Source organism: Microbacterium sp. VKM Ac-2923 (assembly GCF_022815605.1).
In the GTDB taxonomy this organism is placed as follows: Bacteria; Actinomycetota; Actinomycetes; order Actinomycetales; family Microbacteriaceae; genus Microbacterium.
Genome location: NZ_JALGRP010000015.1, coordinates 1 through 19,058, shown reverse-complemented (window position 1 = coordinate 19,058; position 19,058 = coordinate 1). Strand labels below are relative to the sequence as shown.

The 19,058-nt window shown below is 71.2% G+C and carries 20 protein-coding genes; 13 read left to right on the top strand and 7 right to left on the bottom strand.

Features of this window, described 5'->3' with window-relative positions:
* Positions 1-105 precede the first annotated feature (105 nt).
* From MT347_RS16750 to MT347_RS16735, 4 genes are all read left to right on the top strand, one after another.
* Complete coding sequence (locus tag MT347_RS16750; RefSeq protein ID WP_243502525.1) at positions 106-2,208, top strand: TPM domain-containing protein; 2,103 nt, start codon at positions 106-108, stop codon at positions 2,206-2,208.
* Between the two features lie 93 nt (positions 2,209-2,301).
* The gene (locus MT347_RS16745; RefSeq protein WP_243502524.1) at positions 2,302-3,057 is read left to right on the top strand and encodes a PspA/IM30 family protein; all 756 of its coding nucleotides are present in this window, start codon (positions 2,302-2,304) and stop codon (positions 3,055-3,057) included.
* Positions 3,058-3,124: 67 nt separating this feature from the next.
* On the top strand, positions 3,125-3,937 hold the full coding sequence (locus MT347_RS16740; protein ID WP_243502523.1) for an arginase family protein: 813 nt from the start codon (positions 3,125-3,127) through the stop codon (positions 3,935-3,937).
* Positions 3,934-4,389 (top strand): Fe-S oxidoreductase, encoded by a 456-nt coding sequence (locus MT347_RS16735; protein ID WP_243502522.1) that lies wholly within the window; start codon positions 3,934-3,936, stop codon positions 4,387-4,389. Before MT347_RS16740 ends, MT347_RS16735 begins: the two co-directional genes overlap by 4 nt.
* 277 nt (positions 4,390-4,666) lie before the next feature.
* On the opposite strand, the gene MT347_RS16730 is transcribed toward MT347_RS16735, so the two are convergent.
* The 3 genes from MT347_RS16730 to MT347_RS16720 form a co-directional block, all read right to left on the bottom strand.
* On the bottom strand, positions 4,667-5,131 hold the full coding sequence (locus MT347_RS16730) for an SIP domain-containing protein (protein WP_243502521.1): 465 nt from the start codon (positions 5,129-5,131) through the stop codon (positions 4,667-4,669).
* A gap of 113 nt (positions 5,132-5,244) precedes the next feature.
* Positions 5,245-5,958, bottom strand: coding sequence for a tyrosine-protein phosphatase (locus tag MT347_RS16725; RefSeq protein ID WP_243502520.1), 714 nt, complete (start codon positions 5,956-5,958; stop codon positions 5,245-5,247).
* A complete protein-coding gene (locus tag MT347_RS16720; protein WP_243502519.1) occupies positions 5,955-6,488 on the bottom strand; it encodes a carboxymuconolactone decarboxylase family protein in 534 nt (177 codons plus the stop codon). The genes MT347_RS16725 and MT347_RS16720 overlap by 4 nt, the downstream gene beginning before the upstream one ends.
* A 108-nt stretch (positions 6,489-6,596) precedes the next feature.
* Here MT347_RS16720 and MT347_RS16715 point away from each other — a divergent pair, with 108 nt between their 5' ends.
* The 8 genes from MT347_RS16715 (at position 6,597) to MT347_RS16680 (ending at position 14,181) form a co-directional block, all read left to right on the top strand.
* The gene (locus MT347_RS16715; protein WP_243502518.1) at positions 6,597-7,532 is read left to right on the top strand and encodes an alpha/beta fold hydrolase; all 936 of its coding nucleotides are present in this window, start codon (positions 6,597-6,599) and stop codon (positions 7,530-7,532) included.
* A gap of 138 nt (positions 7,533-7,670) precedes the next feature.
* On the top strand, positions 7,671-9,182 hold the full coding sequence (locus tag MT347_RS16710) for an ABC transporter substrate-binding protein (protein ID WP_243502517.1): 1,512 nt from the start codon (positions 7,671-7,673) through the stop codon (positions 9,180-9,182).
* Positions 9,179-10,129, top strand: a complete 951-nt coding sequence (locus MT347_RS16705) for an ABC transporter permease (protein ID WP_243502516.1) — start codon at positions 9,179-9,181, stop codon at positions 10,127-10,129. The genes MT347_RS16710 and MT347_RS16705 overlap by 4 nt, the downstream gene beginning before the upstream one ends.
* Positions 10,126-10,995 (top strand): ABC transporter permease, encoded by an 870-nt coding sequence (locus MT347_RS16700; protein WP_243502515.1) that lies wholly within the window; start codon positions 10,126-10,128, stop codon positions 10,993-10,995. Before MT347_RS16705 ends, MT347_RS16700 begins: the two co-directional genes overlap by 4 nt.
* Complete coding sequence (locus tag MT347_RS16695) at positions 10,992-11,924, top strand: ABC transporter ATP-binding protein (protein WP_243502514.1); 933 nt, start codon at positions 10,992-10,994, stop codon at positions 11,922-11,924. Before MT347_RS16700 ends, MT347_RS16695 begins: the two co-directional genes overlap by 4 nt.
* Positions 11,921-12,712 (top strand): ABC transporter ATP-binding protein, encoded by a 792-nt coding sequence (locus MT347_RS16690; protein ID WP_243502513.1) that lies wholly within the window; start codon positions 11,921-11,923, stop codon positions 12,710-12,712. Before MT347_RS16695 ends, MT347_RS16690 begins: the two co-directional genes overlap by 4 nt.
* Before the next feature lie 97 nt (positions 12,713-12,809).
* Complete coding sequence (locus MT347_RS16685; RefSeq protein ID WP_243502512.1) at positions 12,810-13,868, top strand: M4 family metallopeptidase; 1,059 nt, start codon at positions 12,810-12,812, stop codon at positions 13,866-13,868.
* Positions 13,855-14,181: a protealysin inhibitor emfourin gene (locus tag MT347_RS16680; RefSeq protein WP_243502511.1), complete on the top strand. Its 327-nt coding sequence runs from the start codon at positions 13,855-13,857 to the stop codon at positions 14,179-14,181. Before MT347_RS16685 ends, MT347_RS16680 begins: the two co-directional genes overlap by 14 nt.
* Before the next feature lie 22 nt (positions 14,182-14,203).
* Here the strand turns inward: MT347_RS16680 and MT347_RS16675 are convergent, their stop codons facing one another.
* The 4 genes from MT347_RS16675 to MT347_RS16660 all read right to left on the bottom strand — a co-directional run bounded on the left by MT347_RS16675 (position 14,204) and on the right by MT347_RS16660 (position 17,182).
* Positions 14,204-14,815, bottom strand: a complete 612-nt coding sequence (locus tag MT347_RS16675; RefSeq protein WP_243502510.1) for a GNAT family N-acetyltransferase — start codon at positions 14,813-14,815, stop codon at positions 14,204-14,206.
* Positions 14,816-15,056: 241 nt separating this feature from the next.
* The gene (locus tag MT347_RS16670; RefSeq protein WP_243502509.1) at positions 15,057-15,743 is read right to left on the bottom strand and encodes a uracil-DNA glycosylase; all 687 of its coding nucleotides are present in this window, start codon (positions 15,741-15,743) and stop codon (positions 15,057-15,059) included.
* Positions 15,740-16,225, bottom strand: coding sequence for a phosphoribosyltransferase (locus MT347_RS16665; RefSeq protein WP_243502508.1), 486 nt, complete (start codon positions 16,223-16,225; stop codon positions 15,740-15,742). The genes MT347_RS16670 and MT347_RS16665 overlap by 4 nt, the downstream gene beginning before the upstream one ends.
* Before the next feature lie 186 nt (positions 16,226-16,411).
* On the bottom strand, positions 16,412-17,182 hold the full coding sequence (locus MT347_RS16660) for an SDR family oxidoreductase (protein ID WP_243502507.1): 771 nt from the start codon (positions 17,180-17,182) through the stop codon (positions 16,412-16,414).
* 200 nt (positions 17,183-17,382) lie between these two features.
* On the opposite strand from MT347_RS16660, the gene MT347_RS16655 reads away from it, so the two are divergent.
* On the top strand, positions 17,383-18,705 hold the full coding sequence (locus MT347_RS16655) for a bifunctional o-acetylhomoserine/o-acetylserine sulfhydrylase (protein WP_243502506.1): 1,323 nt from the start codon (positions 17,383-17,385) through the stop codon (positions 18,703-18,705).
* Positions 18,706-19,058 lie beyond the last annotated feature (353 nt).

The following is a 19,058-nucleotide window of genomic DNA, read 5'->3' as shown; positions in this document are numbered from 1 at the left end:
CGGGGCGGAGCCCCCGCAGTGGACGCGCCGATCCGTCATCGCCTGACACCCCGATGTCGGCAGTCGTTTGTAGGGTGGGACCGTGCGGCGACCGAAGGGGGAAGCATGCGAAAGCTCAGGGCGCCACGGGTGCTCACCATGCTGTTGTTCGTGCTCGCCGGTGTGCTCGTCGCCCCGCTGAGCGCCGCGGCCGTCCCCCCGCCCTCGCTGGGCTCCAGCTACGTCATCGACAGGGTCGACGCCCTCACCGACGCTGAAGAGGCCACCGTGCAGAGTCGCCTGGTCGCGCTCCACGACCAGACCGGTCTCGACATGTGGGTCGTCTACGTCCCCGAATTCACGGACCCGCCCGGTGCCGCGGATTGGGCGAACGAGACGGCGAACCGCAACGAGCTCGGCGCGGATCAATACGTGCTCGCCATCGCCATCAGCGGCGATTCCTTCGCTTACTACCTCTCCGGAGACGCCGAGGACGGCGTCCTCTCGGCCGCGCAGCTGGGTGAGATCGAGCAGAACCGCGTCCAACCGGCGCTCGAGGTCGGCGACGACGCGCAAGCGGCGATCTCGGCGGCCGACGGCATCCGCGCCGCTCATACGCAGGCGGGTGGAGGCGAGCCCGCTCCGCCCCCCTCCCCCGCCGGGCCCGGCGGCCCGGCGCTCGGTCCGATCATCCTCGTCGGACTCCTCCTGCTGGCCATCGCGGTCGGTCTCGTCTGGCTCGCACTCCGCCGTCGGCAGCGGGCGTCGGACAGCACGGCGGGCGGGGCGGCCGAGAGCGTCGAAGACCTGTCCCGGCGAGCGGGATCAGCTCTCGTGGCCACCGACGATGCCGTCAAGACCAGCGAGCAAGAGGTGGGATTCGCGCGTGCGCAGTTCGGCGACGCGGCGGCGGCTCCGTTCATCGAGGTCGTGGCGCAGGCCAAGGTCGATCTCGATCGCGCCTTCTCGATCCAGCAGCAACTCGACGACGACGTGCCCGAGACGAACGATCAACAGCGCGCCGGGTACGCGGAGATCATCCGCTTGTGCGCGAGCGCCGACGAGGCGCTGGATGCCAAGACCGCGGCGTTCGATGAGCTCCGCGCCCTCGAGGCCGACGCCCCCGCCGCCCTCGCCGTCACGCGAGAGCGGCGCAGCGCAGCAGAAGCCGCACTGACGGCGGCAGAAGCAGACCTCGCCGGGTTGCGCGAGCGCTTCGCCGACGACGCCCTCGCCCCGATCTCCGACAATCCCGCCCAGGCACGCGCGCGGCTCGATCTCGCCGCCGAGCAGCAGGGCGCGGCCGAGGCCGCGCTCAGCGGCGGGCGCACCGGCGAGGCTGCGGTCGCGATCCGCGCTGCTCAGGCCGCCGTCTCGCAGGCCGAAACCCTCGAACGCTCCATCGCCGCACTCGGCACGACTCTCGCTGAGGCGCAGCAGCGCGCCTCGGCACTCGTCGCCGAGATCGAGGGCGATCTGGCCGCAGCCACGCGACTGAGCGATCCCGACGGACGAGTCGCCGCCGCGGCGACATCGGCGCGCACCCAACTCGAGGCCGGACGGGGGGCCCTCGACGCCGTGCGCGCGAGCCCCCTGCGCGCCGTGGATTCGCTGCAACAGGCGAACACCACCATCGACGCGGTGCTCGATGCGGCACGCGACCAGGCCGAGCGCAGCCGCCGCGCGGAGAGCCAGCTCGACGCCGTGCTCGCGCAGGCGCGGGCGCAGGTCTCGGCGACGGAGGACTTCATCTCGGCGCGCCGCGGGGCGGTCGGTCCCACCGCCCGCACGCGCCTCGCCGAGGCCGGCGCCGCCCTCGTGCAGGCGGAGCAAGGGCGCGCCGCCGACCCTGCCGCCGCGCTCGCCTCCGCCCGACGCGCCGCCCAGCTGGCCGGCGAGGCGGCCTCCCTGGCGCAGAACGACGTCGGCGCCTTCGGGGGCTCGGGCGGCTTCGGCGGCTCGGGCGGCGGTGGCATGATGGGCGCCCTCATCGGTGGTATCGCCATCGATGCCCTCCTCGGCGGCGGGGGTCGGCGCCGCGGAGGATTCGGCGGCGGCGGCCTTGGCGGCGCGGGCGGCGGCTTCGGCGGCTTCGGCGGGGTGAGCGGCGGGCGCTCCCGCGCCGGCGGCGGCTTCTCCGGCGGTGGGCGCAGCCGTGCCGGCGGCGGAAGCGGCTTCTCCGGTGGGGGCCGCAGCCGCGCCGGCGGGGGAAGCGGGCGACGCCGCTAGTCCATCCCTCGCCGGCGCGCCGCCCGATCACAGAGAATTCGTAGCATCCGACACCAGACTCGACATCGTCGCCCTCAGGAAGGAACACCCCGCATGGCCAAGCAGTCCATCTTCGGTCGCATCTCGACCCTCGTCCGCGCGAACATCAACTCGCTCCTCGACCAGGCCGAGGACCCGCAGAAGATGCTCGACCAGCTCGTCCGCGATTACTCCAACTCGATCGCCGACGCAGAGTCCGCCATCGCCGAGACGATCGGCAACCTGCGCCTGCTCGAACGCGATCACCAGGAAGACATGCAGGCTGCCGCGGAGTGGGGAAACAAGGCCCTCGCCGCCAGCCGCAAGGGCGACGAGCTGCGCGCTTCGGGCAACGCCGGTGAGGCCGACAAGTTCGACAACCTTGCCAAGATCGCCCTCCAGCGCCAGATCTCGGCCGAGGGCGAGGCGAAGGCGGCCGCTCCCACGATCGCCGCGCAGACCGAAGTCGTCGACAAGCTCAAAGACGGCCTCAACGGCATGAAGGGCAAGCTGGACCAGCTGCGTGCGAAGCGCAACGAGCTCACAGCGCGTGCCAAGGTCGCCGAGGCGCAGAACAAGGTCCACGATGCGGTCAAGTCGATCGACGTCCTCGACCCCACCAGCGAGCTGGGTCGTTTCGAAGACAAGATCCGCCGTGAAGAGGCCCTCGCCGCCGGCAAGCAGGAACTCGCGGCGTCCAGCATCGACGCGCAGTTCAACGCGCTCGATGACGTCGGCGAACTCACCGAGGTCGAGGCGCGTCTCGCCGCGCTCAAGGTCGGCGGCCCGCAGCGCGCCGCGATCGACGCCCCCAGCCCCGACCAGGTCTGACACCCCTCGTGAGTGCACCGCCCGCTCAGCCGGGCGGTGCACTCACGTCTTCCGGTCAGGAGCACCCGTGACCCGATTCATCGTCGCCCCGCAGTGGCAGGGGTCGTCGTCGTCGCGCGCCATGCAACTCATCGACGGCGCAGAAGCGATCGCCGGCGACCTCCCCCGCGGATCGACCACCGTGGTCGACGGTCCCACCGAGGCCGGCGACGCACAGGGAACGGGTGTGCACCGCCTCAGCGCGCTCGTGCGGATGCGCGAACGGATCGAGGCTGCCGTCCGCGCGTCCGACGAGCCCGCGATCGTCGTGGGCGGCGACTGCGGAGTGGCCCTCGGCTCGCTCACGCCCGTCGCGGGAGACGACCTCGCGGTGGTGTGGATCGATGCCCACGCCGACCTGAACACCCCCGCCACCTCGCCCAGCGGCGCCTTCCACGGCATGGTTCTGAGAGCCGTGACAGGCGAAGGCGAGAGCTTCCTGCGCCTCGATCCCGGCATTCCACCCACCCGCCTCGTGCTGGCCGGGACGCGGTCGACGGATGCCGAGGAGCAGCGTTATCTCGACCATCACGGCGTCCGCGTGATCGCGCCGAATGAACTCGGTGACCCCGACGTGCTGACGGAGGCGGTCCTCGCCACGGGAGCGTCCCGCGTGTACGTGCACGTCGACCTCGACGTGCTCGACCCCGCCGAGATGACCGGCGTCGCCCTGCCCGAGCCGTTCGGCGCCCGGACCGTCGACGTCGTGGCATCCATCCGACGCCTGCGCGAGCATCTCCCCCTCGCCGGCGCGACGCTGACGGAGTTCTCCCCCTCGTCGCCGACTGCCGCCGTCGACGATCTCGGCACCATCCTGCGTCTGATCGGGGCCCTCGCGTGAGCCCGATCCGCCGACCTCCCGCCGGATGGCGGGAGCGAGCCGACCGTGCGGTCGCCCGCGGGCGTCGATTCGACCGGTTCATCCCCGCGGCCCTGCTCGACTCGCCCGTGAGCCGAGTCGGGTACTGGTACGGCTGCACCGTCGGGTGGGTCTGGGGCTCGCTGTGGAGCACCGGGCGCATCGAGAAGCGGCAAGGACTATGGGTGTTCCGCGGGCTGCCGGCGTGGGCGTTCCCGCGCGGCGGCGTGTGCGTCGGCGGATGCTTCCTCACCGGCGACGACCGTCCCACCGACACGGTGCTCGGTCACGAGGCCGTGCATCGACGGCAGTGGCGCCGCTACGGCTTCCTCATGCCCGCGCTGTACGCGCTGGCGGGTCGCGATCCGTTGCGCAACCGCTTCGAGATCGAGGCGGGACTGGTCGAGGGCAACTACGTGCCTCGCGGCAGCTGAGGAGGGAGGGTCGGCGCCGTCCCGCGGCGGCGGGAGGACTTCTTCCGCGAGCGGAGAAGGGATGCCACACCGGCGGTCCTCCGCTCGGGGAGCCGCTTTCGCCCCGACCGGTTGAGAGCGGCGTGCGACGCAGGATCGTCCGAGAACCGGTCGACTCCAGCGCAAGACGCTGGCAGTCGGCGCCCGACCGTCAGAGTCGGCGCAGCGCGGGTCGGCGGACAGCCACGCTGGTGCGCGTCAGCGCGCGACGCCGTGGGTGGGCGCCCGACGGGGCGCGTCAGCGCGCGGTCGCGAGGCCGAAACGCTCGGGCGTGTGGATGGCCTGGGCGTCGACGCCGTGACGACCCGTGAGGTCGTCGACGATCTCCGCCGTGCCGAGATAGCCGCCCAGCAGGACCACGCGCGTCGCGTCGTCGTCGGCGCAGAGCATCTCGCCCGCCCAGCCCGACACCGCACGGGCGAGGGCCTCGCCCGGGACGCAGCCGCGTCCGGTGCCCGGGGCACCCGCTCGGCGTGAGCGATCGAGCCAAGTGAGCGTCATGCGCGCCGGAGCGGCGATGCGGCCGATCCACGACTCGTCCGGGACCTCGACGAATACGCGCCCGGTCGAGCAGATCGGAAGCGTCGTGAGCAGCGTCTCAAGCTCGACGAGCGAGGTCTCGTCGGCCGTGACGAGGTGCTGCACGCGAGTGTGCCGCGATGCGCGACAGGCGGCGGCGTTGTGCTCGGAGGACGTGGTCATGATGGCATCCACTATACCCTCAGTGAAGGGTTGCCTAACCTGAGTCGACACCCTGTATCTCGACGTCGAAGTGGCCGGCCCGCGTCGCGCGGGACGCCGCCCACGCGAGCGCATCACTCGATCAGCACCTCGCGCAGACGCGCCGCCTCGTCCTCGGTCAGCCCGTGCGCGCGGAGGTATCCGAGCGGCGAGCCATGCTCGCGATCGAGGCGGTCGAGCAACGCACGCATGACGGGCGCCGGAGACCGCGTCGCCAGGGCTTCGGCGTGCACCGCATCGGGGTGCAGCGTTCGGATCGCCCGCAGCACGGCGGCGTTGCGTTCGGCCGGCAGCATCCCTTCGGTGCGGGCGTAGTCGGCGATGACGGCCTCGCGCTCGACCCCTGCGGCGGCGAGCGCGATGGCGACGGTGACACCCGTGCGGTCCTTGCCGACGGTGCAATGCACCAGCACGGGCTGGGCACCGAGGATGCCGCGCACCACCGCCACCACACGATCGGCCGAATCGTCGACGATCGCGGCGTACAGCGCCTCGAGGCTGAGGTCCTGCGTGAAGAAGGAGGCAACGGAGCCGAGGAAGAGCGGCTCGTGCCGCACGTCGACCGGGAGGTCGTCGAGTCGGCTCGGCGCGTGTGCCACCTCGGTCTCGTCGCGCAGGTCGATCACGCGCCGGATGCCGAGTCGGCGGAGCGTGTGGACCCCCGCGTCGTCGACGGCAACGAGGTTGCCCGAGCGATACAGCACTCCCTCACGCGTGCGTCCGGCGCCGGCAGGCAGGCCGCCGACGTCGCGGAAGTTCGTCGCGCCCGAGACGAGTGAGGTCGTCATGCGTCGTGCCCGCCGTGGTCGTGCGGCCCCGGCGCGACGGCATCCACGCCGTCGAGGGCGGTCGACGCGGTGCGCGGCGGCACCGGGTAGCGGCCGGCGATGGCCACACGGTTGAAGGCGTTGATGGCCACGAGCACCCAGCTGAGAGCGACGTATTCGTCTTCGCTCAAGATGCCGCCGGCCTGGTCGTAGACGTCGCCGGGAACGCCGTCCTCGTGGATGAAGGTGAAGGACTCGGTGAGCTCGAGCGCTGCGCGCTCCCGTTCGTCGAAGACCCCGGAATCGCGCCACGTGGCGATCTGGGCGATGACGTCGGCGTCGAGCCCGGCTTTGACGGCCGCATCGACGTGCACGCGCACGCAGAAGGCGCAGCCGTTCAGCTGGGATGCGTGGATCTGCACGATCTCGCGCAGGCGCGCGTCGACACCGGCCTCGGCCGCGAGCCGGCCAACCGTGGTCGAGAAGGAACGCAGTGCTGCATACGCCTCAGGTGCCTTCCGCGACAGATGCACGCGCTTCTCCTCGCCCATGGCGACAGCCTACGGCCGTCGTGCGCGCCCGGCGTGGGAACGGACGGCACGTGACGCCGTGCGGCACGGCGGTGGCGACGTCGTCGGCCGCGGTGACAGGCTGAGTCCATGCCCGAGTTCGATGAGTTCTCGTTCCTGCCCGATCAGGCCGCGTCCCTCGGCCGCCCCGTCCCCGCGGTGGAGCGCGTGCGACTCACCCTTCCCGACGGCCGCTCGCTGAGCGGTCTGCGATGGGGCGACGCACCGCCGCGCGTGACCCTCCTGCACGGTGCCGGATTGAACGCGCACACGTGGGACACGACCGTGCTGCACCTCGACGTGCCGACTCTGGCACTCGACCTCCCCGGCCACGGGGATTCCTCGTGGCGCGACGACGCCGCCTACGTCGCGCGCACGCTCGCCCCCGACGTCGTCACCGCCGTCGAGGCATGGACCGACGGGCCGCAGATACTCGTCGGTCACTCGCTCGGGGGTCTCACGGCGACCGCTGTCGCAGCATCCCGACCCGACCTCGTCTCGGAGCTCGTCATCGTCGACATCACCCCGGGCGTCGACCCGAGTGCCGGTCCCGCGCAGATCCGCGCCTTCTTCGCCGGGCCGACGGACTGGGCGTCGCGCGACGAGCTCGTCGACCGCGCGCTCGCGTTCGGCCTCGGCGGCTCCCGGGACGCCGCTACCCGGGGCGTGTTCCTCAACTCGCGCGTGCGAAGCGACGGACGGGTGGAGTGGAAGCACCACTTCGCCCACCTCGCCGCGGCCGCGGCGAACGCGGGCACCGACCCGATCACCCCTGACGCCGTGCGTGCGGTGCTCGCCGCCACGTGGTGGGACGACCTCGCGGGGGTCACGCACCCGATCACGCTGGTTCGCGGTGAACGGGGCTTCGTCACCTCGAGGGATGCCGCGGAGCTCGTCGACCGCGCACCCGGTGCCCGTGTGCTCACGCTTCCCACGGGGCACAACGCGCAGGAGGAAGATCCCGCTGCGCTCGCCGCTCTGCTGCGCGAGGTGCTGCCGACCGGCGAGACGGACGCCGTGGACTGACCGGCACGGCGTCATGCGACGTCGCTCGCAGTCACACACGGCGGGGAGGGAATACGGGTGAAAGTAGGCTGTTCCCACCCCTGCACGGCATCCACAGCACACCCGGATGCCTTCGGCCTGCGAAAGGACAATCCCGCAATGCTGCGCCGCACCACCCTCGCCACGAGTGCGCTTCTCGTCGGAGCCCTGCTGCTCACCTCCTGCACCGGCTCGAACACCGCCACGACCCCGACGGGCGACACGGACCCGGATGCCACCCTCACCGTGCGTCTGTCGCTCGAGCCGTCGAACCTCGACATCCGCCGCACCGGCGGCGCCGCGCTCGAGCAGGCTCTCGTCGACAATGTCTACCAGGGCCTCGTGACCCGCGACGCCGACGACGACAACGCCATCGTCCCCGCCCTCGCCACGGAGTGGAACGTCTCGGCCGACGGTCTCACGTACACCTTCACCCTGCGTCAGGGGGTGACCTTCCAGGACGGTAGCGAGCTCACGGCCGACGACGTCATCGACTCGCTGCAGACCGCCAAGGACGACGCGACCATCGCCGACAGCGCCGATCTCGCCGGGGTGACCTCGATCGCCTCTCCCGACGCCTCGACGGTGGTCGTGACGCTCGCGCAGCCGAACATCGATTTCCTTTTCGCCCTCACCGGTCGCGTCGGCCTCATCTTCAACAGCGGCGACACCACGAATCTCCAGACCGCCGCGAACGGCACAGGTCCGTTCTCGGTCGCCAGCTGGAACACCGGTCAGAGCCTCACGCTCTCGCGCTACGACGGTTACTGGGGAGAAAAGGCCGGCGTCGCCGAGGTCGTGCTCGACTACATCCCCGACGGCAGCGCCGCCATCAATGCCGCCGTCAACGGCGACGTCGATGTCGCTCTCGAGATCGACCCCGAGCTGCGGAGCCAGCTCGAGGGGACCGGCACCTTCACCATCGAGTCGGGTCTGACCACCGACAAGGGCACGCTGGCGTTCAACAACCAGCGGGCACCCCTGAACGACCAGCGCGTGCGCGAGGCCCTGCGCCTGGCGATCGACCACGACGCACTCGTCGAGACCCTCGGCTACGGCGATACCCTGTACGGCCCCATCCCGCCGCTCGACCCCGGCTACGAGGACCTCTCGGGCTCCCTCGGCTTCGACCCCGGTCGGGCGCGCGAGCTGCTCGCCGAGGCCGGTGCGCAGAACCTGAACCTGACCCTGACGATCCCCAACGTCTACCCGGGCACGATCGCCACCTTCCTGGTGTCGTCGTTCGCCGATGTCGGAGTGACGCTGCAGGTCGAGCAGGTCGACTTCACCGCGTGGCTGCAGGACGTCTACACGAACAAGGACTACGACCTCAGCTTCGTGCGTCACGTCGAAGCCCGCGACTTCGGCAACTGGGCGAACCCGTCGTACTACTTCGGCTACGACAACGCCGAGGTGCAGAGTCTGTATACGCAGGCGCTGGCCACGACCGACGAGCAGCAGTCGTCCGATCTGCTGGCGGAGGCTGCGCGCATCGTGGGCGATGAGGATGCCGCCGACTGGCTGTTCCTGTCGACGCCGCTGACCGCCGTGGGCACGAACGTCGCGAACTTCCCGAAGAACTCCCTCAACGTGCGCCTCCCGCTGTCCGGTGTGACGGTCTCGTCGGAGTGATCCGCTACGCGCTGACACGGCTGGGCCTGCTCGTTCTGGGCCTGGCCGTGGCCAGCGTGCTGATCTTCCTGTCGCTGCGGGTCCTCCCGGGCGATGTGGCGCACCTCATCGCGGGTGCGGAAGCGACCCCCGAGCAGATCGCGGCCGTGCGCGCGAGCCTCGGCCTCGACGTGCCCCTGTACTCGCAGTACACCGACTGGATCGGCGGGTTGTTGCGCGGCGACCTCGGCACCTCCCTCGTCACCGGAACCTCGGTCGCGGCAGAACTCGCCGACAAGGCCCGTGTCACCGTTCCGCTGGCGGCGATGTCGCTGACGGTCGCACTGCTGGTCGGCATCCCGTTCGGGGTGCTGTCGGCGTTGGGGCGGCGACGCGCCGCAGGCACCGCCCTGAGCGTCGTCGCCCAGGCTCTCGCGGCCGTCCCGGTTGTCTGGGCCGGGCTCATGCTGGTGGTGGTGTTCTCGGTGTGGCTCGGCTGGCTTCCGCCCCAGGGATTCCCCCGGGCCGGATGGAACGACCCCGCGGCGGCCTTCCGGGCGCTCGTCCTGCCCGCGCTGACCATCGGCGTGGTCGAGGGCGCCATGCTGCTGCGCTTCGTGCGCAGCGCGACGCTGCAGGCCATCGGCCAGGACTACGTGCGCACGGCCGCCGCCAAGGGCCTCACCCGGACGAGGGCTCTCCTCAGCCACGGCCTGCCCAACGTCGGCCTCTCGGTCATCACCGTGTTGGGGCTCCAGATCGCCGGGGTCATCGTGGGAGCAGTCGTCATCGAGCAGCTCTTCACCCTGCCCGGGATCGGCCGCATGCTCGTGGGAGACGTCGCCTCCCGCGATCTGCCGAAGGTGCAGGGCGAGCTGCTCGCGCTGACCGGATTCGTCCTGATCGTGGGCTTCCTCGTCGATCTGGTGCACCGTCTCGTCGATCCCCGGCAGCGGGAGGCCGCATGACCACGATGAAACGCCTGTGGCGTCTGGGCACTGGCCGGTTCGGCATCCTGATCGTCGTCCTCGTGCTCGCGACGGCGCTGGTGTCGCTGATCTGGACCCCCTTCGACCCCGCGGCCGTCGACGCCCGGGCGCGCTGGAGCGAGCCCTCGTGGCCGCACGTGCTGGGTACCGACAACAGCGGCCGCGACATCGCGAGCCTGCTCATGGCCGGCGCGCGCACCACCGTCATCGTCGCCGTCGGCGCCGGAGTCGTGGCCTCGGTGCTGGGAATCGCCCTCGCCGCTCTCGGCTCGCTCACGGCGCGCTGGATCCGCGAGAGCGTCGCGGTGCTCGTGGACATCCTGATCGCCTTTCCGGTGCTCATCATCGCGATGATGATCTCGGCGGTGTGGGGCGGCTCGCTCGCCGTGGTGATCTGGGCGGTGGGCATCGGATTCGGCGTCAACGTCGCCCGGGTCACACGACCGGAACTGCGCCGCGTCCTGCAGAGCGACTACGTCCTCGCCGGGCGTGCCAGCGGTCTGACAACGTGGCAGAACCTCACTCGACACCTCCTCCCCAATGTCGCCCCGGTGTTCATCGTCCAGCTGTCGTGGGGCATGGCCGTGGCGGTGCTCGCCGAGGCCGGCCTGTCATACCTGGGCTTCGGCGCCCCGGTGACCCAGCCCTCGTGGGGTGTGCTGCTGAGCGATCTGCAGGCGTACATCGCGGTGCACCCCCTGACGGTGGTGTGGCCCGGCCTGGCCATCACGCTCACGGTGCTGGGACTCAACCTCCTGGGCGACGCCCTTCGCGAAGCCGCCGACCCGACGCTCTCCGAGCGCGCCCCCTCCGCCCGCACGCACGTGCCGGGGGTGGTCGCATGAGCCTCGAGATCTCCGACCTCCGCATCGAGATCGGCGCCCGCGCGGTCGTCGACGGCATCTCGTTCGCGGTTCCCGATGGCGCGCGGGTGGGCCTCATCGGCGAGTCGGGTTCGGGCAAATCGCTCACCGCCCTCGCCATTCTCGGGCTCCTGCCCGACGGCGCGCGGGCGACGGGCAGCATCCGGTGGAACGGACGCGAGATCCTCGGCCTCCCCGATCGTGAGGTGGCCGCCCTCCGCGGCGACGACATCGGCATGGTCTTCCAGGAGCCGCGCACCGCCCTGAATCCCATCCGCACCGTCGGCCGGCAGATCGGCGAGTCCGTGAGGATCCACGAACGTGTCTCGCGCCGCGAGGCCCTGCGGCGCGCGGTGATCGAAGCGGAGCGCGTCGCACTCCCCGACCCCGAGCGCATCGTCTCGCGCTACCCCCACCAGCTCTCCGGCGGTCAACGCCAGCGCGTGGCGATCGCCATGGCCCTGGCCTGCCGCCCTCGCCTGCTCATCGCCGACGAGCCGACCACCGCGCTCGATGTGACCATCCAGGCCGGCGTCCTCGCCCTCCTCCGCGCTCTCGTTCAGGATGCCGGCATGTCGCTCGTCTTCATCACCCACGACCTCGCGGTGCTGGCGCAGGTGGCCACCCACGCCGTCGTTCTCGAACACGGCCGCGTCGTCGAGCAGGGCGAGGTCGCGGAGCTGCTGCGCGCTCCGTCGTCGTCGGTCACCACAGCGCTGCTCCGCGACGCGACGGCGACGCTCTGGCATCCCGAGCGCTCGCCGGGGCCGATCCGGGGCGCCGCGGAGCCGGGTTCGACCTCCCCCGGCCCCGCGTCCACCGGGCCGACGCGCGGGACGTCCTCCGCCGGCGCCGAGACGGCCCCCGACGTCGGTGGGGACGACACCCCGACCGGAGAGCACCTGCCATGACCGAGACGCTCATCCGGGCACGCGGGCTTTCCCGTGACTATCCCGCGCCCCGGAGACGGGGATTCCGGCGCGCCGAACGCACGCCGGGCCTCGCCGACGTCGACCTCTCGGTGCTGGCCGGCTCCGCTGTGGGCATCATCGGCGAGTCGGGTTCGGGCAAGTCGACGCTCGTGCGGCTGCTGCTGGGACTCGATGTCCCGACCGCGGGCGCGGTCGAGGTGGACGGCCGCGCGGTGCTCGCCCGCGGTTCGGCACGTTCGCTGCACTGGCTCCGGCGCACGACGGGCGTCGTCTTCCAAGACCCGTACTCCTCGCTCGACCCGCGCATGAGCGTCGGGCGCATCGTCGGCGAACCGTTGTGGGCCCTGAGCGTCGACGGCGATCGCCGTGCGCGCGTGCGCGAGGTCCTCGAGCAGGTCGGACTCGAGGCGGACATGGCGACGCGCTTTCCCCACGAGTTCTCGGGCGGACAGCGCCAACGCATCGCCTTGGCGCGCGCCATCGTGCATCGACCGCGCGTCCTCGTCGGCGACGAGCCCCTGTCGGCCCTCGACGTGACGGTCCGAGCGCAGATCCTTCGTCTGCTGGCCCGTCTGCGCGCCGAGGAGGACCTGACCCTCGTGCTGGTGTCACACGACATCGGCGTGGTGCAGAACGTGTGCGACCAGGTCGTCGTGATGAAGGACGGACGCGTCGTCGAGCAGGGCCCCACCGAGAAGGTCCTGCTGCAACCGCAGGCCGCATACACGCGGCAGCTGTTGGCATCCATTCCGACCTTGCCGGGCTGACCGACAGCTCCTCCCCCGTCCGCGCGGGTGGGAATCCACCCCCAGGACGAGATCAAGGGATGCCGCGATGTCGGAGGTGCGCGCTAGCCTCGGGCGCATGATCGCCGGCATCGTTCCCCCCTTCCTGCTCGACCGCCTCGCCCAGACCGACGACCCGCGCCTCGCACGCGCCGCCGCTGCCGCCCGGAAGACCCTGGCCGTGCCGCGCCCTCCGCGGCCCACGCGCACGCGACTGCGGCTGTCGATCGACGGCGACGCGCTCGTCGCCGAGGCCGTGCCCGCCCCCGACCGCATCATCTCCGACGCCGGCAACACCGAGAACCTGCCGGGGCGGCGGGTACGCAGCGAAGACGACGACCCCAGCGGCGACACCGCCGTCGACGAGGCCTACGACGGCCTCGGCGCGACCTACGACTTCTTCTGGGACGCCTTCGCGCGCGACGGCATCGACGCCGCCGGCGGGTCCCTGCTCGCCACGGTCCACTTCGGCGACGATTACGACAACGCGTTCTGGAACGGTGAGCGCATGGTCTTCGGCGATGGTGACGGCGAGGTGTTCGTCGGCTTCACGCGTTCCCTGAGCGTCATCGCCCACGAACTGGGCCACGGGGTGACCGAGGCAGCCGGCGGCCTGGAGTACCAGGGGCAGTCCGGTGCTCTCAACGAGTCGCTGTCGGACGTCTTCGGCGCGCTCGCCGAACAGCATCACCTCGGCCAGAAGGCCGACGAGGCCACGTGGCTCATCGGGGCCGGCATCTTCGCCCCCGACGTGCAAGGCGAGGCCCTGAGGTCGATGAAGGCGCCCGGCACGGCCTACGACGACGACGTTCTCGGCAAAGACCCTCAACCGGGGCACATGCGCGACTACGTCGAGACCGACGACGACAACGGCGGCGTGCACATCAATTCGGGCATCCCGAATCGGGCGTTCTTCCTCGCCGCGACCGCCCTGGGCGGGTTCGCCTGGGAACGCGCCGGCCTGATCTGGTACCGCACCCTCACGGCGGGCACGCTTTCACCCACCGCCGATTTCGTCGCCTTCGCGGCCGCTACCCTTGCGGCGGCGGGTGCGGAGTACGGTGAGGAGTCGGAGGAGGTCGCCGCCGTCCGCGCCGCATGGGCCGGGGTCGGCGTCGTGGAGGATGCCGCAGCCTGAGGCCGACAGCGCCGGACGTCTCGCTATCGTCGTCGTGCGTTCGGGAGGGATCGCCGGACTGTCGAAGCAGTGGCGGGCCGAGCCCGACGCGGAGCGCACCCCGCACTGGCGCGAGCTCGTCGAGAGCTGTCCCTGGGATGCGGAGGCCCCGCCGACCGCGGGAGCCGACCGATACCAGTGGCGTATCGAGGTGCACGACGGCGGCTCGCCCGTACATCAGGCGCGACTGGGTGACGGGCAGATCGAGGGGCCGTGGCGCACGCTCGTCGACGAGGTGCGTCACGCACATCAGCCGCGTCCCACCGCACGCTGACCAGCCGAACCGGGGCGCCTGCTCAGCCGAACAGCTTTCGTCGCTTCTTCTTCGACGGGATGCTCTTCTGCAGGTAGACCACGCCCAGCCACCGCCCGAACTTGAACCCCACACGACCCATGCGGCCGACCTCCGTGAAGCCGAGCTTCTCGTGCAGGGCGATCGACGCATCGGCGCCTTTGTCGCTGATGGCGGCGACCATCTCGCGGATCCCCAGGTCTTGGCACGCGTCGATGAGCGCCTCGAGCAGGGCGCGGCCGAGACCCTTCCCTGCTGCGGCCTGACCGAGGTAGATCGAATTCTCGACGGTGTAGCGGTACGCCGACTTCGACTGCCACGGCTGCACCAGGGCATAGCCGAGGATCTGCCCACTGGGCGACTGCGCCACCAGGAACGGCAGCTTCAGCTTGTGGAGGGTGGCGAATTTGTCACGCCACTTGACGAGCGTCCACGCCTTCTCGTCGAAGGTCACGACCGAATTGCGGACGTAGTAGTTGTAGATCTCCCGGATGTCGGGGATGTCCGCCTCGGTCGCCGGCCGGATCTCGTACGCGAACGGCCGCTCCGGCTCGGGTGCGCGGCGCAGATGCGCGGGCAGGCGCCGACGGGTCTTCTCATACTCCTCTTCCAGCACGTCGCCACTCTACGGGCGCCGCGGTTTCCGCCGTGTGTCCCCGAGCGCGAGCCACGGCCGGAAGACGCGGGACCAGGCCGCAAGACGCGGGTCAGGCCGGGAGACCGTCTCGCCGCGAGACGCGAGGTCACGCCGGCAGGCGCGGGACCAGGCCGCAAGACGCGGGTCAGGCCGCTCGACCGTCTCGCCGCAGGGCGCGGGGTCACACCGGAAGGCGCGAGACCAGGCCGCAGGACGCGGGTCAGGCCGGGAGACGCCAATCCACGGCATCCGCACCGCGCTCCTCGAGCAGAGCGTTGACGCGTGAGAACGGCTTCGAGCCGAAGAAGCCCCGGCTCGCCGACAGGGGCGAGGGGTGCGGTGAGGAGATGATGGCCGTGTCGCCCAGGAGGGGGGTGAGGTTCTGGGCGTCCTTCCCCCAGAGCACCGCGACCAGGGGTGCGTCACGCGCGACGAGGCAGCGGATGGCGTGCTCGGTCACGCGCTCCCATCCCCAGCCGCGATGGGATGCCGGCGCTCCCGGCGCCACCGTCAGCACTCTGTTCAGCAGCATGACGCCCTGCGCCGCCCACGCGGACAGGTCACCGTGCGCGGCAGGGGCGATGCCGAGGTCGTCGGAGAGCTCCCGGTAGATGTTCGCGAGACTGCGTGGCAGGGGCCGCACGTGCGGGTCCACCGCGAACGACAGCCCGATCGGGTGTCCCGGCGTGGGGTACGGGTCCTGCCCCACGATGAGCACGCGCACGGCATCCAGGGGTGTGCGGAACGCACGCAGCACCAGCTCGCCGGCCGGCAGGTACGGCGCACCCTCCTGACGCAGACGCTCGCCGAGCGCGGCGATGTCATCGGCGACCGGGGCCAGGGGCTCGACCCACGAGGGGTCGATCAGGCCGGCGTCCGCGAGTCCAGCGAGGGACTTCGCGGTCACGCCGCGTCTTCTTCGCGCACCGACCCCTGATGCGACCAGGGGAACTCGATCCAGAGGGTCGTGTTCTTCCACGAGTAGTCGGGCGTGACCACCGTCGTGGGTTTGGTGTAGATCACCGCGGAGCGCGCCTCGGCACCGTGCTGGTCGAGGAGCTTCACGGCCAGGTCGAGCGTGCGGCCGCTGTCGGCGACATCGTCGACGAGCAGCACGCGGCGACCCTCGAGGTACGACAGGTCGAGCGCCGGCGGCAGTACCTCGGGCGCGTCGAGCACCGTTCCTACGCCCGTGTAGAACTCGACGTTCAATGCTCCGCAGTTCTTGACACCGAGGCCGTAGGCGATCGCACCACCGGGCAGCAGCCCGCCGCGGGCGATGGCCACGACCACCTCGGGGTGAAATCCGTCGGCGACGATCGCGCGCGAGATGTCGCGCGTGGCGACTCCGAAATCGTCCCAGCTCAACCGTTCGCGCTCGTCCGTCACACCGGATCCTCTCGTCGCCTGCTCTCACCCTAGGGCGTCACCCGGATGCCGCTGCGCCCCCGCTCGACGTCGACGCTGATCCGCGGCTCTCGGCCCCGCCCCGGGTCTCCGCGCGGGGCCGGCTGCGCTCCCCGGAGCATCGGCCCTCGGACCGGGTCCGCACGGTGCCCGCGCCCCGGAGCCGGATCAGCGGGTGGTCAGCCGCCCCCGCGCGAGCAGGTGCTGTGCCGACTGCGCGACCGGCCGCATGGTCACGAGGTCGAGGTTCACGTGACCGGGCGCGTCGAGGGCGTAGCCGATCACGTCCGCGACGTCGGCGGCGACGAGCGGTGCCTCGACTCCCTCGTACAGCTTGTCGGCGGCATCCCTGTCGCCCCCCAGGCGGTTGAGGGTGAACTCCTCGGTGCGCACCATGCCCGGCGCGATCTCGATCACCCGCAACGGCTCGCCGTTCAGTTCTTGGCGGAGGGCGTGCACGAGCATCGACTCTCCCGCCTTGGCCGCGTTGTACCCGCCCCCACCCGGGTAGGCCGTGTGCGCCGCGGTCGAGGTGACGAAAAGCAGGTCGGCGTGCCCCGCGCCGTCGGCCGCGCGGCGGAGGGCCGGAAGGAGGGATGCCACGAGCCGCTGCGCCGACAGCACGTTCGCCTCGAACATCCAGCGCCAGTCCTCGGGGTCGCCGGCCTCGACGCGGTCGCTGCCGCGCGCTCCACCCGCGACGTGCACGAGCGCGTCGACACCGCCGGTCTCGTCGAGCCAGGCGGCGAGCCCCTCGACGGCCGCACCGTCGGTCAGATCTGCGGCATACGCCTCGACCCCCGTCTCGGCCTCGATCGCCGCAAGGCGCTCCGCGCGGCGGGCAACGCCCACCACGTCCCACCCGCGCGTGCGCAGCGCTCGCGCCGTCGCCTCTCCGATACCCGAACTGGCCCCGGTCACCACTGCGCGTCGCGTCATGGCATCCACGCTACTGCGCCCCTCCGACGTCGGGAGGCCGCTGCCCCGATGCGCCGGCGCTCCGGTGCGCGCCGGGCGCCGGACGGGCGCGGGACGGTGTTACGGCCCGTGTCCGCGACGGTTGTCGGTGTCGGGGGCGCTGTCTACGCTCGCAGCAGGCCCACGGCGACCGCCCGGCCTCCCGAAGCTGAGGAGCAGCCATGTCGGCATCCGAGAACTGGCGTTTCGAGACCAAGCAGATCCACACGGGCGCACAGCCCGACCCGGTGACCAAGGCTCGTGCCACCCCGATCTACCAGACGACCTCCTACGTGTTCGACAACGCCGATCACGCCGCGAACCTCTTCGCGCTGGCCGAGTTCGGCAACATCTACACGCGCATCCAGAACCCGACGCAGGATGTCGTCGAGCAGCGCGTGGCGGGCCTCGAGAACGGCACGGGCGCCCTCCTCGTCGCCAGCGGTCAGGCGGCCGAGACCTTCGCTGTGCTCAACATCGCCGAAGCGGGCGACCACATCGTCTCGTCGAGCTCCATCTACGGCGGCACGTACAACCTCTTCAAGTACACCCTGGCCAAGCTCGGGATCGAGACGACCTTCGTCGAGAACCAGGACGACCCCGAAGAGTGGCGTGCCGCGGTCCGCCCCAACACGAAGCTGTTCTTCGCCGAGACCATCGGCAACCCCAAGATCAACGTGCTCGACATCCGCTCCGTCGCCGACGTCGCGCACGAGGCCGGCGTGCCGCTGATCGTCGACAACACGATCGCCACGCCCTACCTCATCCGGCCGTTCGAGCACGGCGCCGACATCGTGGTGCACTCCGCGACGAAGTTCCTCGGCGGTCACGGCACGGTCATCGGCGGCGTGATCGTCGACGGCGGCACCTTCCCGTGGTCGGAGCACTCCGACCGTTTCCCGGGCCTCACCACCCCCGACCCCTCGTACCACGGCGCCGTCTACGCCCAGGCGGTGGGCGACGGGCTCGCCTACATCATCAAAGCCCGCGTGCAGTTGCTGCGCGACCTCGGTGCATCGATCGCGCCGCAGAGCGCGTGGCAGCTGATCCAGGGCATCGAGACGCTGTCGCTGCGCATCGAGCGTCACGTGCAGAACGCCCAGGAAATCGCGGAGTGGCTCGAGTCGCACCCCGACGTCGCCACCGTGAACTACTCGGGTCTGCCCACCTCGCCCTGGTACGCCGCCGCCAACAACTACGCCCCCAAGGGCGTGGGTGCGGTGCTGTCGTTCGAGTTGAAGGGCGGCGTCCAGGCCGGTCGGGAGTTCGTCAACTCCCTCGACCTGTTCAGCCACCTCGCCAACATCGGAGACGTGCGCTCGCTCGTCATCCACCCGGCCTCCACGACGCACTCGCAGCTCACGCCCGAGCAGCAGTTGACCGCGGGCGTGACCCCTGGTCTCGTGCGGCTGTCGGTGGGCCTCGAGAACGTCGAGGACCTCAAGGCCGACCTCGAGCAGGCTCTCGCCGCTGCGCGCCGCCTGTCGGAGGCCGCTCGCGTCTGAGTCCGCGCTCGCATCGAACGCCCCGATCCGGTCATCCGGGTCGGGGCGTTCGCCGTCGCTACGAGTCAGAGCGCACGGCGCGCGACGATTGCGCTCGAGCCGTGCCGAGCACGCGGGGTGAGCCCGCGACGGGAAGATCGGGCGCGAAGAAAGGCTCCTGCGCCCGCCCAGTCTCCTCCGCCGCGACGCCGCCGACCGCCCCGCAGCCGCACCCGCAACCCGCACCCCGCAACCCGCCAACGGAGGACACCCTGTGACGGGAGGGGCCCTCGCGAGGGCGGTTTCAGGCGGTCAGTGCAACACCGTTGTCTGGTGGGGTTGAGAGTAGTCGTTCGAGGGCTTCGGTGGGGGTG